This window comes from Streptomyces lushanensis (assembly GCF_001700515.1).
Taxonomy (GTDB): domain Bacteria; phylum Actinomycetota; class Actinomycetes; order Streptomycetales; family Streptomycetaceae; genus Streptomyces; species Streptomyces lushanensis.
The window spans coordinates 1-14,845 of the sequence record NZ_MAUD01000175.1 but is presented as its reverse complement, the minus strand read 5'-3'; the positions used below and the strand labels follow the sequence as shown (position 1 = coordinate 14,845).

Here is a 14,845-nt window from a genome sequence, read left to right as displayed (position 1 = left end):
GAGTGGGAGTCGCGGGACCCCCGCTCCCGCGACTCCCACTCCTGCGCTTCCCCCGGCTCCTCCGACAGCCCCCGCATCAGCAGCCAGTAGCCCAGTCCCGCCACCGTCCCCAGCACCGCGCACGCGCCCCACAGCCACTCCGCGCCGTAGCGGTCGATGATCAGCCCCGACATCAGCGGGGCGACCAGGCCCGCCACCGACCAGGACATGGTGTACATGCCCTGGTAGCGGCCCCGGCCGTGCACCGGGGAGAGGCGTACCACCAGTCCGGTCTGGGTGGGGGCGTTGACGATCTCGGCGAGTGTCCACACGCAGACGGTCAGCGTGTAGAGGGCGAGCGACGACCCGGCGAACGCCGTCAGGCCGAAGCCGTAGCCCGCCAGCACCGACGAGACGACCAGCAGCCGGCGCGGGTCGCGGTGCTGGATGAGGCGGGTGACCGGGATCTGGAGGACCACGATCAGTGCGCCGTTGACCGCGATGGCCGTGCCGTAGTCGACGCTGCTGAAACCGGCGGCGCCCATGGCCACCGGCAGACCGACGGAGCCCTGCTGGAAGATGAGCGCGACGACGAAGGACAGGGTGACGACGCTCATGAAGCGGCCGTCCCGCAGGACGGTCCCGAGCCCGACTCCGGGTCCCGAGCCCTCCTTCCCGCCCCCGGACGGACGCTCCGGCCGTGACTCCGGCAGCTTCAGGAAGACCAGGACGGCACACACGAGCGTCATCGCGGCCTCGCCCAGGAAGCCCGCGAGATAGCTGTACTGCGCGATGAAGCCCGCGCCCGCCGAGGAGATCGCGAAGCCCAGGTTGATCGCCCAGTAGTTGAGCGAGAACGCCCGTACGCGGTCCTCGGGCCTGACGATGTCCGCCATCATCGCCTGTACGGCCGGGCGGGAGGCGTTCGAGGCCATTCCCACCAGGAAGGCCACGGCGGCGATCGACAGCGGGTCCCGCATGAAGCCGAGCAGCGCGACGGAGGCGGCCGTCGACGACTGTGCGATCAGCAGGGTGGGCCGCCGGCCGAGCCGGTCGGTCATCACTCCGGCGCCGAGGGACGAGACGACTCCGCCGAGCCCGTGGAGTGAGGCGACCAGGCCGGCGTACGAGGCGGAGTAGCCCTGGTCCAGGGTGAGGTAGAGCGCCATGAAGGTGGCGACGAAGGCGCCGAGCCGGTTGACCAGCGTGCTCGTCCACAGCCACCAGAACTCCCTCGGCAGCCCGGAGACGCTCTCCCGCGCGGCACGTCCGACACCGGCGACCGACTTGGCGACAGACATACGTTCTCCCCCGAGGCCGCGGCCTCCCCTGTGGCTCATGGCCGGACGGGCGGCCGGACCAGCGCCCGGTGAGTGGCCGGGCAAACCAAGGGAAACTTACGTAGGAGGGCCCGGCAGGCGCCAGTCAATTGACGGTCTTCCGCGGGCCGCCGTCAATCGGGGCAGGGCCTCCAGGCGGCCCAGGACCGTCCATTAGGCTCGGGCCCATGGCCGACGCACCGTACAAGCTGATCCTCCTCCGCCACGGCGAGAGCGAATGGAACGCGAAGAACCTGTTCACCGGCTGGGTGGACGTCAACCTCACCGACAAGGGCGAGAAGGAGGCAGTCCGCGGCGGTGAGCTGCTCAAGGACGCCGGCCTGCTGCCCGACGTACTGCACACCTCCGTCCAGAAGCGCGCCATCCGCACCGCGCAGCTCGCGCTGGAGGCCGCGGACCGCCACTGGATCCCGGTCCACCGTTCCTGGCGACTGAACGAGCGCCACTACGGCGCGCTCCAGGGCAAGGACAAGGCGCAGACCCTCGCCGAGTTCGGCGAGGAGCAGTTCATGCTGTGGCGCCGCTCGTACGACACCCCGCCGCCCGTTCTCGAGGACGGCGCGGAGTTCTCGCAGAGCGGCGACGCCCGGTACGCCACGATCCCGAGCGAGCTGCTCCCGCGCACCGAGTGCCTCAAGGACGTCGTCGTGCGGATGCTGCCGTACTGGTACGACGCGATCGTCCCGGACCTGCTGACCGGCCGTACGGTCCTGGTCGCCGCCCACGGCAACAGCCTGCGCGCCCTGGTCAAGCACCTCGACGGTGTCTCCGACGAGGACATCGCGGGCCTGAACATCCCCACCGGCATCCCGCTCGTCTACGACCTCGACGCCGACTTCCACCCCCTCACCCCGGGCGGCACCTACCTCGACCCGGACGCGGCAGCCGCCGCGATCGAAGCCGTCAAGAACCAGGGCAAGAAGAAGTAACGTCCCGCTCAGCCGCTCAGCCGCTCAGCCGCTCCGCCGCTCAGCCGCTCCGCCGCCCGACCCGTACGTCTGACCCCGTCGTGCGCGAAGGCCCTGTCCGTGTTCTTGGGCAGGGCCTTCGCTTGCTGATGTCTCGTGCGGACGCGGGGGCTAGCAGCTGCCGCCGCACTGGCACGAGCCGCCCGACTGGCAGCCGCAGCCGCAGCCCGAGCCGCAGCCGCACGCGCCGAGAATGGGCAGATGCAGCGCTCCGGCCGGGGCTTCCGGCCGGGGTTCGGTCGTGGGGGAATCGGCCATGGGATCCTCCTCAAAGGCGTGCACGGATGGCGCCTGTGCCCATTCCATGCCCTCCGCGGCGGGCGCATCAACGGCGCATCTCAGGCGCATACGCGCAAACACCTCGGTGCGCCCGTCCATCTTTCGGGTGCACCTGCCGGACCCACCTGTTCGAGTGCACCGGACCGGACGCGACTTGACGGCCGGACCCCGCCAAGGACCGCGCCTACGCTCCCTCGACCGGTGTCTCCGCCGGCTGGATCTCGTCCGCGTGCTCGCCCGTCACCAGGTAGACGACCCGGTTGGCGACCGCCACCGCGTGGTCCGCGAACCGCTCGTAGTAGCGGCCGAGCAGCGTCACGTCGACCGCCGTCTCGATGCCGTGCTTCCACCGGTCGTCCATCAGGTGCTGGAAGAGCGTGCGGTGCAGCAGGTCCATCTCGTCGTCGTCCTGTTCGAGCTGAAGCGCCAGCTCGACGTCCTTGGTGATGATGACCTCGGCCGTCTTCGCCATCAGACGCTGTGCGAGCTGTCCCATCTCCAGGAGCGTCGCGTGCAGGTCGTGCGGCACGGGCGAGCCGGGGAAGCGGAGGCGCGCCAGCTTGGCGACATGCTGCGCCAGGTCGCCCGAGCGCTCCAGGTCCGCGCTCATCCGCAGCGAGGTGACCACGATCCGCAGATCGGTCGCGACCGGCTGCTGCCTGGCGAGCAGCGCGATGGCCCTGGCCTCCAGGTCGTGCTGGAGGTCGTCGACCCGCTGATCGGCGGCGATCACGCTCTCGGCGAGCTTGAGATCGGCGTCGAGCATGGCCGTCGTGGCACGGCCGATGGCGGAACCGACCAGCCGGGCCATCTCGACCAGGTCCTCGCCTATCGAGTCCAGTTCCTCGTGGTACGCGTCCCGCATGGGGTGTCCCTCTCTTGACCTTGACCTGTTTGACCTTGACGTTTCCAGCTGGAGCCGGGACTTCGGCCGGGGGCCGGGCGCGGCTTTCGGCCGGGGCCCGACCCGTGGTGTGGCCCCCCACGGTCCCACGTTCCGGCCGTCACGCGTCGGGCGCCTCCCGCAGAAATGAACCGTCACTATCCCCTCGGTGAACTCTGGGCGACGAGTGTCAAAGGAGACACCTCGACCGCTGGGAGAGTGTCCTCGGGCGCCCGTAACCTGGTCGCATGGACGTGAACGCGGCGGTCGCCGCATTGGCAGCGATCGCCGGGGTGTGCACCGGCGTGATCGCCATGCTGGCGTTCCGCTGGAGTGAGCGCGACCAGGCACGGCCCACCCGCACCTCGCTGCACACGGACGCCGTGCTGCCCCCGGGTGTCGACACCGTGCTCTCCGTGCTGCGCTCCTCCGCCGTCGTGCTCGACGAGAGCGACGCCGTCGTCAAGGCCAGTTCGGCGGCGTACGCGCTCGGGCTGGTCAGAGGCGGCAAGCTCGCCGTCGAGCCGATGCTCCACATGGCGCGGGACACCCGGCGGGACGGCGAGATAAGGCAGGTCGAGCTCGATCTGCCCAGGCGCGGTACGGGTCGCGGCGAGGCGCTCGCCGTCTCCGCCCGTGTCGCTCCGCTCGGCTCCCGCCTGGTCCTCCTCCTGGTCGAGGACCTCACCGAGGCCCGTCGTATCGAAGCCGTACGGCGGGATTTCGTGGCGAATGTCAGCCACGAGCTGAAGACACCCACCGGTGCGCTCTCTCTGCTCTCCGAAGCTGTCATGGACGCCTCGGACGACCCCGAGGCGGTCACCCGCTTCGCCGGCCGGATGCAGATCGAGGCGACCCGGCTCACCAATCTCGTACAGGAGCTCATCGATCTCTCCCGGGTGCAGAACGACGACCCGCTGGAGGACGCCGAGCCCGTACGCGTGGACGAACTCGTCGCCGAGGCCATCGACCGGTCCCGGCACGCCGCGTCCACCAAGCAGATCACCATGGCGTCGGGCGGCACCGTCCATCTCCATGTGTGGGGCAATCGCGGCCAGCTCGCCGCGGCCCTCGGCAATCTCGTCGAGAACGCCGTCAACTACTCTCCGGCCCGTACGCGCGTCGGTATCGCCGCGCACCGCGTCTCCGCCACCGGCGGCGACCTGATCGAGATAGCCGTGACCGATCAGGGCATAGGTATCTCGGAGAAGGACCGGGAGCGGATCTTCGAACGGTTCTACCGTGTCGACCCGGCTCGCTCCCGGGCCACCGGCGGTACGGGGCTCGGCCTCGCCATCGTCAAGCATGTGGCCGCCTCGCACGGCGGGGAGGTCACCGTATGGAGCTCGGAGGGCCAGGGCTCCACCTTCACCCTGAGGCTGCCCGAGGCCGGCGCCGTCAGGGATCGCTCAGCCATGATCCCTGACGACGACGACCGGACCGCTCATCACAGCGACACCGACACTGACACCGAGACCAGCCTTGAGCTGGATGATCCCCCGACCGTGATTGCTGCCCCGGAGGTCCTTCCGTGACCCGAGTGCTCGTCGTCGAGGATGAGGAATCCTTCAGCGACGCCCTTTCCTACATGCTCCGCAAGGAAGGCTTCGAGGTCGCGATCGCGACCACCGGGCCCGCGGGGCTCGACGAGTTCGAACGCAACGGCGCCGACCTCGTCCTCCTCGACCTGATGCTGCCCGGCCTGCCGGGCACCGAGGTCTGCCGCCAGCTGCGCGGCAGGTCCAATGTCCCGGTGATCATGGTCACCGCCAAGGACAGCGAGATCGACAAGGTCGTCGGCCTGGAGATAGGGGCCGACGATTATGTGACCAAGCCCTTCTCCTCGCGTGAGCTGGTCGCCCGTATCCGCGCGGTGCTCCGCCGCAGGGGCGAGCCGGAGGAGGTCACGCCCGCCGCGCTGGAGGCGGGTCCGGTACGGATGGACGTGGACCGCCATGTCGTCACGGTCTCCGGCGGCAAGGTGGATCTGCCGCTGAAGGAGTTCGACCTGCTGGAGATGCTGCTGCGCAACGCGGGCCGGGTGCTGACCCGTATGCAGCTCATCGACCGGGTCTGGGGCGCGGACTACGTCGGTGACACCAAGACTCTCGACGTTCACGTCAAGCGTCTCCGCGCGAAGATCGAACCGGACCCGGGCGCTCCGCGCTATCTGGTGACGGTGCGGGGACTGGGCTACAAGTTCGAGCCGTAAACCGGCCCGGCCCTCCGGCCTCGCGGGATCCTGTGCCGCGCGCGTACGCCTGAGCGTGCGCGCCTGTACGTGCGTGCCCGTGCGCTGTGAAGGTGCTCGCGCTCGTGTTCGAAGCCGCAGCGCTGTGGCGCCCTGCCCGGTCCTTCTCGTCCGGGCGGGACGCCACAGCGCTGCGTGCGTCGGTGCGGTGTGCCCCCGCCGGCGTCCTGCCTGCCGGCGTGTCCTGCCTCTGGTGCGTCGAGCCGCCGAGCCCCGGTGCCGAGCCTGAGTGCGTCGAGCTCCAGTACGCCGAGTCGAGCTCCAGTACGCCGAGGTGTGCGTCGAGCCCTAGTGCGTCGACGCGGACGCGGAGTCCGAGGGGCCCGACGTGTTCCCCGGCTCGCCGGCCTCGCCCGACTGTGTCTCCGACGGAGAGCCCGAGACGGATCCGGCGGGTGTCCCCGACGCGCCCGGCGACGGGGACGCGGGAGCCGACGGCGACGGCAGGGCGCTCGGGCCGACACCCTTGAAGTAGCTGTTCGACGGGAAGACGAAGGCGCGCAGACCCACGTCGCCGGTCTCGCTGAACGTGAAGACGACCTGCTGCGCGTCGCCGTTCTTCGCGGCCTCGCGGCCGTTCTCGATCACGGCGGACGCGTTGCCCTCACCGCCGAGCTGGACCGAGCCGCCGGCCGGCACGGTGACCGGTCCCGATCCCGTGGCGGACGAGAGCCTCACCTCGGCGGTGGTGCCGGGCAGCGTGATCGAGTCGAGCGTCTGTCCGCTCCTGCCGCTGTTGAAGACCGTGCCGGTGACGACGGCGGGGCCCTCCGCGTCGGCCTCGGGCTGGGTGACCACCGTCGCGTTCTGGATGGAGATGTCACCCACGGAGGTGGCGGCGCTGTCCGGCTTGACGCCGAGCGTCTGCGCGTTGCTGCCCGCGCCGCACGCGGTGAGCGGGGCGAGCGAGAACACGAGGGCGGAGGCGGCGAGGACGCCGCGTCGAAGGCTGCGGCTCACGGCGGCGGCAACTCCTAGGACGTACGGACGGATAGGGCTCAGGACGGGACAACACCGAGAACCCGGCGCGGTGTCGGCGGGACCGACGGTGCTCAAGGCTTTCAGCGGGCCTAGGTTACCGAGCCGTCGCCGAGGCCCCGCACCCGACCCGCCTCCAGCGCGCTGCCGCCGGGGCCCGTCGCCGCGCCCGGCCGGTTTCGTACCGCGCGCCGTCGTCCCGGGCGCCTCAGCCGCCCCCACCGCCACATCCGTATCGCTCCCGCACTCCTCCCGCGCCGCTGCCCGGGCTGTTTCAGGACAGCGTCCAGGCCGGATTCCGTATCCGATTTCCTGCTCGATCCCGTCGTTTCGCACGGCGTTCACATAATGCCGGTGATCAATTCCTCCGGGCGCCGCACATTCCTTACGAATACCGCCGCGCGAGCCCGGGGTGATCAAATGTGGAATCTCCCGCACTTCCATCCGCACGAGTGATCGACAACCGAACGGACTACGGGAAGTTTGACACCTGAAATCCGGCAAATCGGGACGTTCATCCCCTCCTGGGGGTGTTGCACAGTGGGTAACGTGCGCGTTTCCGTGCGCCCGCGCAGCCGCTCCGACCTGCGAATACCCTCTTCCGGAAGCCGTCCGCAGCACGTCCCCGGCGCAGTTGTCAAGCCCCGAGAACCGTCCTGACCTGCGAAAACGCCATTCAGAAGATGCCATTCTCGTGTTACCCTGGATAGCCACGGAAGGGGTACCTGTCACATGACGTTCAAGGTTGGCGACACCGTGGTCTATCCCCATCACGGGGCCGCGCTGATCGAGGCCATCGAAACTCGCCAGATCAAAGGCGTGGACAAGACCTACTTGGTGCTCAAGGTCGCCCAGGGCGACTTGACAGTGCGTGTACCGGCGGACAATGCGGAGTTCGTCGGCGTGCGCGATGTGGTCGGTCAGGACGGGCTGGACCGGGTCTTCGAGGTGCTTCGCGCACCGTACGCAGAAGAGCCGACGAACTGGTCCCGTCGCTACAAGGCAAATCTCGAGAAGCTCGCCTCCGGCGATGTCATCAAGGTCGCTGAAGTGGTGCGCGATCTGTGGCGCCGGGAGCGCGAGCGCGGACTCTCCGCAGGTGAGAAGCGCATGCTCGCCAAGGCGCGGCAGATTCTTGTCAGCGAGCTGGCTCTCGCGGAGAACACGAATGAAGACAAGGCCGAGGCTCTGCTCGACGAGGTTCTCGCGTCCTGAACCATGACGTGACGCCACCGTGCCGGTGGCGCATGCCGTACAACGCAGTGAATGCCGTGGTGCCCGCTGACCAGCTACGAGGGAAATGCTGTGTCGCCGGGCGCTGCGGCATGTCCGTACGCCCGCACCTCGTACGACATCCGGTCCACATCCGCCGTACACGCACGCCCCGACATCCGTACACCGTCCAGACGCTTTCGTACACCGATCACCGGAGCCACCGGAGACGTCACACCGTGAGACGCCACGCCGCCCACCGGGGACGTCGGACGTCCGAGGTTTCAGACCTCTCGTACCCGGGGACACGCCCGGCCTTCACCCGGGACCTCGCCATACCCGGGGCGGACCCGGGTGTGCGGAGCCCCGGGCAGCCGGCGCGATCCGTCTCGACCGTCTGTCACGGAAGGGTCCGGTCGAGGCGTCGCGCCAGGCACGGTGTGGCCATACCCATGTCGGCCGAGGAAACAAACCTGCCGGAGTGCAACCGATGTCAGACGAAGCCCGCCCCCACCGCACCGCCGCGGTGATCCCCGCAGCAGGCCGGGGGGTACGGCTCGGCCCCGGAGCCCCCAAGGCTCTCCGGGTGCTGGGCGGCACACCGATGCTGATCCACGCCGTCCGCGCCATGGCCGCCTCACGCGCCGTCTCGCTCGTCGTGGTGGTCGCCCCGCCCGACGGCGCCGCCGAGGTGAAACACCTGCTCGACGAGCACGCGCTGCCGCAGCGCACCGACTATCTCGTCGTCCCGGGCGGCGAGACACGCCAGGAATCCGTGCGGCGCGGGATCGAGGCCCTGCCCGACTCCATCACCGCCGTACTCGTCCATGACGCGGCGCGCCCGCTCGTCCCCGTGGACACCGTGGACGCCGTGGTCGAGGCCGTACGGGACGGCGCGCCGGCCGTCGTGCCCGCCTTGCCGCTCGCGGACACGGTCAAACAGGTCGAGCCGCGCGGGAAGGGCGAGCCCGAACCGGTCGTCGCCACGCCCGAGCGGGCGCTGCTGCGCGCCGTACAGACCCCGCAGGGCTTCGACCGCGCCACGCTCCAGCGCGCCCACGAGACGGTCACGGCCGTCGGCGAGGGCGCCACGGACTGCGCCGGTATGGTCGAGCGGCTCGGCGCGCCCGTGGTGGTCGTGCCCGGACACGAGGAGGCGTTCAAGGTGACCAGGCCGCTGGATCTGGTGCTGGCGGAGGCGGTACTCGCCCGGAGGAGGGCCAACGATGGCTACTGAGTCCTCCGTACGGCTGCCGCAGGTGGGCATCGGCACCGACATCCACGCCTTCGAGGAGGGCCGCGAGCTGTGGTGCGCGGGTCTGCTCTGGGAGGGCGAGGGCCCCGGTCTGGCCGGTCACTCCGACGCGGACGTCGTCGCCCACGCGGCCTGCAACGCGCTGTTCTCGGCCGCCGGCCTCGGTGATCTCGGCGCGCACTTCGGCACCGGGCGCCCGGAGTGGTCCGGCGCCTCCGGGCTCACCCTCCTGGCGGAGGCGGCCAGGATCGTGCGCGCCGCGGGCTTCACGATCGGCAATGTCGCCGTACAGGTCGTCGGTCTGCGGCCGAAGATCGGCAAGCGGCGCGAAGAGGCGCAGAAGGTGCTCACCGAGGCAGTCGGCGCCCCGGTCGCGGTCTCCGCCGCGACCTCCGACGGGCTCGGCTTCACCGGCCGGGGCGAGGGACTGGCCGCGATCGCCACGGCGCTGGTCGTCCGTACGGGCTGATCGAAATAGATGGCTCGGGGTACGAGTTGAGGGAGTGTCAGGCCGGGCGTCCAGCCCGGCCCGGCATCCGTGCCATCGAGGCACGGCACGTCAGCGTCCAGCACCGGTTCCCTCAGGTCAGGCATCAGGAAGGCAGTCATGGCAGCCGCACTCCCCGACAAGCTCAAGGAACTCCTCGACGGACCCGTCTTCGTCGACATCGCCACCATCCAGCCCGACGGCAGCCCGCAGGTGTCACCGGTGTGGGTGAAGCGCGACGGTGACGATCTGCTCGTCTCGACCACCGTCGGCCGCCGCAAGGAGCAGAACCTGCGCCGCGACCCCCGGGTGTCGGTCGTCGCGCGGCCCGATGACGCGCCGTACCTCTACGCGGAGATCCGCGGCTCCGCGACGCTCACCGCGGAGGGCGGCCAGGAGCTGATCAACGAGCTGTCCCTCAAGTACACCGGCAAGCCGTACGCGGAGTTCAACCCGGCGTCCAAGGACGACGCCGAGCGGGTGGTCGTCCGCATCACCCCGCGCAAGGTCATCAGCCGTATCTGAACCCGTCGGGCCGGGCGCGCCGACCCGATCGGGGCAAATGTCTCGAACGCCGCGAAACTCGGCCGCCGACTTCGCCAGGCGGGTATGAACGTCACGCTTCGGTGTCCCCGTGGCCCAAAGGGTCGCGGGGCACCACCCCGGGCGCACTACCCTTGTCGCGTGACTATTCGGCTGTACGACACCGGCGCCCGGCAGATCCGCGATTTCAACCCGCTCACGCCGGGCTGTGTCTCGATCTACCTCTGTGGTGCCACCGTGCAGGCCGCTCCGCACATCGGGCACATCAGGTCGGGACTGAACTTCGACATCATGCGCCGCTGGTTCGCCTACCGCGGCTACGACGTGACGTTCATCAGGAACGTCACGGACATCGACGACAAGATCATCGCCAAGTCCGCCGCCCAGGGCCGCCCGTGGTGGTCCATCGGCTACGAGAACGAGCGCGCCTTCAACGACGGCTACGACGTCCTCGGCTGCCTGCCGCCCAGCTACGAGCCCCGCGCGACCGGCCACATCACCGAGATGATCGAGATGATGCGCGGCCTCATCGAGCGCGGCCACGCCTACGAGGCGGACGGCAACGTCTACTTCGACGTCCGGTCCTTCCCGGAGTATCTGCAGCTCTCCAACCAGGACCTGGACGAACTGCGCCAGCCCTCCGGCGAGGGCGAGACCGGCAAGCGCGACCAGCGCGACTTCGCGATGTGGAAGTCCGCCAAGCCCGGCGAGCCGAGCTGGGAGACGCCCTGGGGCCGCGGCCGGCCGGGCTGGCACCTGGAGTGCTCGGCCATGGCCCACAAGTACCTGGGCAGCGTCTTCGACATCCACGGCGGCGGCATCGACCTGATCTTCCCGCACCACGAGAACGAGATCGCGCAGGCCAAGGCGTACGGCGACGAGTTCGCGCGGTACTGGGTGCACAACGCCTGGGTCACCATGAGCGGCGAGAAGATGTCCAAGTCGCTCGGCAACTCGGTGCTGGTCTCCGAGATGGTCAAGCACTGGCGCCCCATCGTGCTGCGCTACTACCTGGGCACGCCGCACTACCGCTCGATGATCGAGTACAGCGAGGAGGCGCTGCGCGAGGCCGAGTCCGCGTTCGCGCGGATCGAGGGCTTCGTCCAGCGCGTCACGGAGAAGGCCGGGAAGGCCGTCGCTCCCGCGCACGAGGTCCCGCCGGCCTTCGCCGAGGCCATGGACGACGACCTGGGCGTTCCGCAGGCGCTCGCGATCGTCCACACCACGGTCCGGCAGGGCAATTCCGCGCTCGCCGCCGACGACAAGGAAGCGGCCGTCGCCCGGCTCGCCGAGGTACGGGCCATGCTCGGCGTCCTCGGTCTCGATCCGCTGGACCCGCACTGGGCCGGCGAGGCCGACCGCGGCGAGGATCTGCACGGTGTCGTCGACACGCTCGTACGGCTGGTGCTGGAGCAGCGCGAGGCGGCGCGCGGACGCAGGGACTGGGGCACGGCGGACGCCATCCGGGACCAGCTCCAGCAGACCGGACTCGTCGTCGAGGACGGTCCCTCGGGCCCGCGCTGGACGCTGGGACCGCGCTGACCTGCGGTGATGTGCCGCTCGGTACGGCCGGGCGGCACACTTGCGTACGCTGACGCTGAAAACTTGACGCATCCCCACGTTCGAAGAACCCCTGAAGCACGTGGGCAACGAAACAGGTAGGTCATGGCCGGGAACAGCCAGCGCAGGAACCGCCGCACGTCCAACAAGAAGGGCGCGCAGGTCGGCAGCGGTGGCAAGCGACGCCGCGGACTCGAAGGCAGGGGCCCGACGCCGCCCGCGTCCGCCCGCAAGGGCCATGTCCAGAACCGCGTCGCCAACGCCAAGGCGAAGCAGGCCGCGCGGCGCCAGGTCGCCCGGCGCGGCGGCAAGGGCACCAGCGAGATGGTCGTCGGCCGCAACCCGGTCTTCGAGGCGCTGCGCGACGGCGTACCGGCGGTGACTCTGTACGTCCAGCAGTTCATCGACAACGACGAGCGCGTCCGTGAGGCGCTCCAGCTCGCGGCCGACCGCGGCGGCATCCATCTGATGGAGGCCCCCAAGCCGGAGCTGGACCGGATGACGAACGGACTGAACCACCAGGGCCTGGTCCTCCAGGTGCCGCCGTACGAGTACGCCCACCCCGAGGATCTCGCGGCAGCGGCCTTCGACGACGGCGAGGACCCGCTGATCGTCGCGCTCGACGGTGTCACCGACCCGCGCAATCTCGGCGCGGTCGTCCGGTCCGTCTCCGCCTTCGGCGGGCACGGTGTCGTCGTACCGGAGCGGCGTGCCGCGGGGATGACCGCCGGGGCCTGGAAGTCCTCGGCGGGCACGGCGGCCCGTACGCCCGTCGCCCGCGCGACCAATCTCACGCGCGCCCTGGAGTCGTACCAGAAGGCCGGTCTCGTGGTCGTCGGGCTCGCGGCGGACGGTGAGCACGAGGTCGGCGATCTGGAGGCGCTCGGCGGGCCCGTCGTCATCGTCGTCGGCAGCGAGGGCAAGGGGCTGTCGCGGCTGGTCGGGGAGACGTGCGACTTCCGGGTGCGGATCCCGATGCCGGGCGGCGCCGAGTCGCTCAACGCGGGGGTCGCGGCCGGGGTGGTGCTGTACGAGGCGGCGCGCCGCCGGGCATGAGGTCCCGGGTGCCGGGCCGTGCCGCCGCCGTGTGAGCGGGTCCGACACCGTGTGTGAGCCGTGTGTGAGCAGGTCCGACGGGTCCGGGGGCGGGTACGGCTGATGATCTTGACGGGTCTCGGACATTTACCGCGCGTCAAGGCAGTGTCCTAAACACAAGTCACTCGGTTAGATGAGTGTGGACACCAGAACGCCCCGGCCCGGGTTCGACGATCAGCCCCCGCTGAGCATGCTCAAGGTGGATTGCGATCCCGCGCAGGTCATCGTGAACCACGCCAGCTTCCGGGTGAAGCTCGCGTCGCCCCAGCGCACCGGCCCCGCGCGCGGCGCGGCGGACACCGCGCGCGTCCGCGCCATCGGCGGTGGCGCAGGCGGGGGTGCCGCCGGCGGTGGCGGAGGCCGCCGCAGGGCTCCCGTCGTCTGGAGCGGCAAGTCCGCCCCGGGCGACCCCGGCGCGACCGGGCTCCTCCAGGCCGTACGGAACTCCTCCGTGCCGCCCACCAGCGGCTACCGGGACGCCCGGGAGCCGCGTGACGCGCGTGATGTGCGTCCCGCGCCGGGCAGGCCGGGGATGTCCGGTGCGGCCGGCCGGCCCGCCGTACCGGAACGGGGGTACGACACCGGCGTCACGCAGGTCATTCCGCGGCTCGACCTCGACGGCGAGGCGACGATGCCGACGCCCGTCGTCGGCCCGCAGAGCCGAGGGCACGGCCCCGGCCCGGGTGCCGGTGCCCGGACCGGTGTCAGGCCGCTGCTGCCGCCCATGCGGCAGGCGGTCGGCGCGTACGACGCGCCCGAGCGGACGATCGAGGACTCGGACCTGGATCTGGACCAGGACCTCGATCGGGATCTGGACCTGGAGCCGTACGCGGAGTCCGGCGCCCATCCCGACGACCACCGGCGGCGCGACCGGCGCTACGGCGCGACGGGCGCACGGGCCGCCGACGCCGGGGGCGTCCGGCACGCGTACTACCCGGGCCGCCGGATGAACCTCGGTGTGGTGCTGCTCCCGCTCCGGGTCTTCCTCGGCTTCATCTCCATCTACGCCGGCATGGGCAAGCTGTGCGATCCCGTCTACTTCGACGGCGGCGAGCGCGGCTCGATGGTCAAGTGGCTCAACTCGCTGCACCCCTGGGCGCTCGCGGAACCGCTGCGGGACTTCGCGCTCTCCCACCCGGTCGGCGCGGGCCTCAGCGTCGCCTTCCTCCAGATCGTCGCCGGCGTACTCACCGTCCTCGGGCTCTGGCAGCGGGTCGCCGCGTGCTTCGGCGCGCTGCTCTCCGCGGCGCTGCTGCTCACGGTGAGCTGGCGGACCGTTCCGGTGTACGACGCGCCCGACATCATCTATCTGGCCGCCTGGTCACCGCTGATCATCGCGGGCGCGCCCGTCTACTCCGTGGACGGAAGGCTCGCGGGCGAGGCCTGGCGCACGCTCGGACCGCGTTCCGAGATCTGGGACCTGCGCCGTCGCGTGCTGCGCCGGGGCACGGTCGTCGCGACCGTCGTCATCGGGCTGACGCTGCTGATCGGTTCGGTGCTCGGCGGGGCCGTACGGTCCTCCGACATGGTGACGGTGCCGGGGCCGAACGTCGACCCGGTCAACCAGCTTCCCGGCGAATCACTGCCCCAGAAGCCGGGCCGCGGCGGCAGCAGCGCCTCCGGCACGCCCAGCAGCGGCGGTACGACGGCGGGCCGGTCCTCCGAGCCCTCCGCGACCCGGTCGGGCACGCCCGAGGCCCAGCAGCCCACCACGGGCGGCGGTACGGTCCCGGAGGCGGGCGGCGGCGCGGCCAGCACCGGCCAGAGCCAGCAGCAACAGCCCAGCCAGACCCAGGGCACGACGGGCCGGCAGGCCCCCCAGACCGCCCAGCAGGCCCCGCCGCCGTCCAGCAGCCAGGGCCCGGGGACCACGGGCGGTACGGGCGACGGAAGCACGGGCACGAGCAGCGGCGACGGCTCCGCGACAGGCGGTTCGACCACCACCGGCGGCAACCGCAACCCCATCGGCGGCCTCCTGGGCTGACGCGCCCCGCCGCGCACACTCCGGCCGCGTC

The 14,845-nt window shown here is 70.8% G+C and carries 14 protein-coding genes; 10 read left to right on the top strand and 4 right to left on the bottom strand.

Annotation, left to right across the window (positions count from 1 at the left end):
* On the bottom strand, positions 1-1,280 hold a 1,280-nt coding region (locus BFF77_RS16125), incomplete at its 3' end, for an MDR family MFS transporter (RefSeq protein WP_066949708.1).
* Between the two features lie 206 nt (positions 1,281-1,486).
* On the opposite strand from BFF77_RS16125, the gene BFF77_RS16120 reads away from it, so the two are divergent.
* Positions 1,487-2,248 (top strand): phosphoglyceromutase, encoded by a 762-nt coding sequence (locus BFF77_RS16120; protein WP_066949705.1) that lies wholly within the window; start codon positions 1,487-1,489, stop codon positions 2,246-2,248.
* Positions 2,249-2,398: 150 nt separating this feature from the next.
* Here BFF77_RS16120 and BFF77_RS35640 read toward each other — a convergent pair whose 3' ends face one another.
* Positions 2,399-2,545, bottom strand: a complete 147-nt coding sequence (locus BFF77_RS35640; RefSeq protein WP_169922670.1) for a hypothetical protein — start codon at positions 2,543-2,545, stop codon at positions 2,399-2,401.
* A 205-nt stretch (positions 2,546-2,750) separates the two neighbouring features.
* Entirely contained in the window at positions 2,751-3,431 is a 681-nt protein-coding gene (gene phoU, locus BFF77_RS16115) for a phosphate signaling complex protein PhoU (RefSeq protein ID WP_066949703.1), read from the bottom strand.
* 266 nt (positions 3,432-3,697) lie between these two features.
* Between phoU and phoR the strand changes: the two genes are divergently transcribed.
* Together phoR and phoP are read left to right on the top strand one after the other, a co-directional pair.
* Positions 3,698-4,984 carry a two-component system sensor histidine kinase PhoR gene (gene phoR, locus BFF77_RS16110; protein WP_066949700.1) on the top strand — a complete coding sequence of 429 codons (1,287 nt, stop codon included), beginning with the start codon at positions 3,698-3,700 and terminating at the stop codon, positions 4,982-4,984.
* A gap of 5 nt (positions 4,985-4,989) precedes the next feature.
* On the top strand, positions 4,990-5,661 hold the full coding sequence (gene phoP / locus BFF77_RS16105; protein WP_468029676.1) for a two-component system response regulator PhoP: 672 nt from the start codon (positions 4,990-4,992) through the stop codon (positions 5,659-5,661).
* 327 nt (positions 5,662-5,988) lie between these two features.
* Here the strand turns inward: phoP and BFF77_RS16100 are convergent, their stop codons facing one another.
* On the bottom strand, positions 5,989-6,660 hold the full coding sequence (locus BFF77_RS16100) for a copper chaperone PCu(A)C domain-containing protein (protein WP_066949696.1): 672 nt from the start codon (positions 6,658-6,660) through the stop codon (positions 5,989-5,991).
* Positions 6,661-7,410: 750 nt separating this feature from the next.
* Between BFF77_RS16100 and BFF77_RS16095 the strand changes: the two genes are divergently transcribed.
* The 7 genes from BFF77_RS16095 to BFF77_RS16065 all read left to right on the top strand — a co-directional run bounded on the left by BFF77_RS16095 (position 7,411) and on the right by BFF77_RS16065 (position 14,814).
* Positions 7,411-7,893 carry a CarD family transcriptional regulator gene (locus BFF77_RS16095; RefSeq protein WP_003953493.1) on the top strand — a complete coding sequence of 161 codons (483 nt, stop codon included), beginning with the start codon at positions 7,411-7,413 and terminating at the stop codon, positions 7,891-7,893.
* Positions 7,894-8,380: 487 nt separating this feature from the next.
* Positions 8,381-9,127, top strand: coding sequence for a 2-C-methyl-D-erythritol 4-phosphate cytidylyltransferase (gene ispD, locus BFF77_RS16090; RefSeq protein ID WP_066949693.1), 747 nt, complete (start codon positions 8,381-8,383; stop codon positions 9,125-9,127).
* A complete protein-coding gene (gene ispF / locus BFF77_RS16085) occupies positions 9,117-9,614 on the top strand; it encodes a 2-C-methyl-D-erythritol 2,4-cyclodiphosphate synthase (protein WP_066949690.1) in 498 nt (165 codons plus the stop codon). The genes ispD and ispF overlap by 11 nt, the downstream gene beginning before the upstream one ends.
* A 138-nt stretch (positions 9,615-9,752) precedes the next feature.
* Entirely contained in the window at positions 9,753-10,157 is a 405-nt protein-coding gene (locus tag BFF77_RS16080; RefSeq protein WP_066949687.1) for a PPOX class F420-dependent oxidoreductase, read from the top strand.
* Positions 10,158-10,316: 159 nt separating this feature from the next.
* Positions 10,317-11,717, top strand: coding sequence for a cysteine--tRNA ligase (gene cysS, locus BFF77_RS16075; RefSeq protein WP_066949684.1), 1,401 nt, complete (start codon positions 10,317-10,319; stop codon positions 11,715-11,717).
* 123 nt (positions 11,718-11,840) lie between these two features.
* Positions 11,841-12,791: a 23S rRNA (guanosine(2251)-2'-O)-methyltransferase RlmB gene (gene rlmB, locus BFF77_RS16070; RefSeq protein ID WP_066949682.1), complete on the top strand. Its 951-nt coding sequence runs from the start codon at positions 11,841-11,843 to the stop codon at positions 12,789-12,791.
* A 172-nt stretch (positions 12,792-12,963) separates the two neighbouring features.
* Positions 12,964-14,814, top strand: coding sequence for a DoxX family protein (locus BFF77_RS16065; RefSeq protein ID WP_066949679.1), 1,851 nt, complete (start codon positions 12,964-12,966; stop codon positions 14,812-14,814).
* Positions 14,815-14,845: the final 31 nt, after the last annotated feature.

Coding starts and splice junctions, on each gene's coding strand:
- BFF77_RS16120 (WP_066949705.1), top strand. CDS start 1,487: ATGGCCGACGCACCGTACAAGCTGATCCTCCTCCGCCACGGCGAGAGC.
- BFF77_RS35640 (WP_169922670.1), bottom strand. CDS start 2,545: ATGGCCGATTCCCCCACGACCGAACCCCGGCCGGAAGCCCCGGCCGGA.
- phoU (WP_066949703.1), bottom strand. CDS start 3,431: ATGCGGGACGCGTACCACGAGGAACTGGACTCGATAGGCGAGGACCTG.
- phoR (WP_066949700.1), top strand. CDS start 3,698: ATGGACGTGAACGCGGCGGTCGCCGCATTGGCAGCGATCGCCGGGGTG.
- BFF77_RS16095 (WP_003953493.1), top strand. CDS start 7,411: ATGACGTTCAAGGTTGGCGACACCGTGGTCTATCCCCATCACGGGGCC.
- ispD (WP_066949693.1), top strand. CDS start 8,381: ATGTCAGACGAAGCCCGCCCCCACCGCACCGCCGCGGTGATCCCCGCA.
- ispF (WP_066949690.1), top strand. CDS start 9,117: ATGGCTACTGAGTCCTCCGTACGGCTGCCGCAGGTGGGCATCGGCACC.
- BFF77_RS16080 (WP_066949687.1), top strand. CDS start 9,753: ATGGCAGCCGCACTCCCCGACAAGCTCAAGGAACTCCTCGACGGACCC.
- rlmB (WP_066949682.1), top strand. CDS start 11,841: ATGGCCGGGAACAGCCAGCGCAGGAACCGCCGCACGTCCAACAAGAAG.
- BFF77_RS16065 (WP_066949679.1), top strand. CDS start 12,964: ATGAGTGTGGACACCAGAACGCCCCGGCCCGGGTTCGACGATCAGCCC.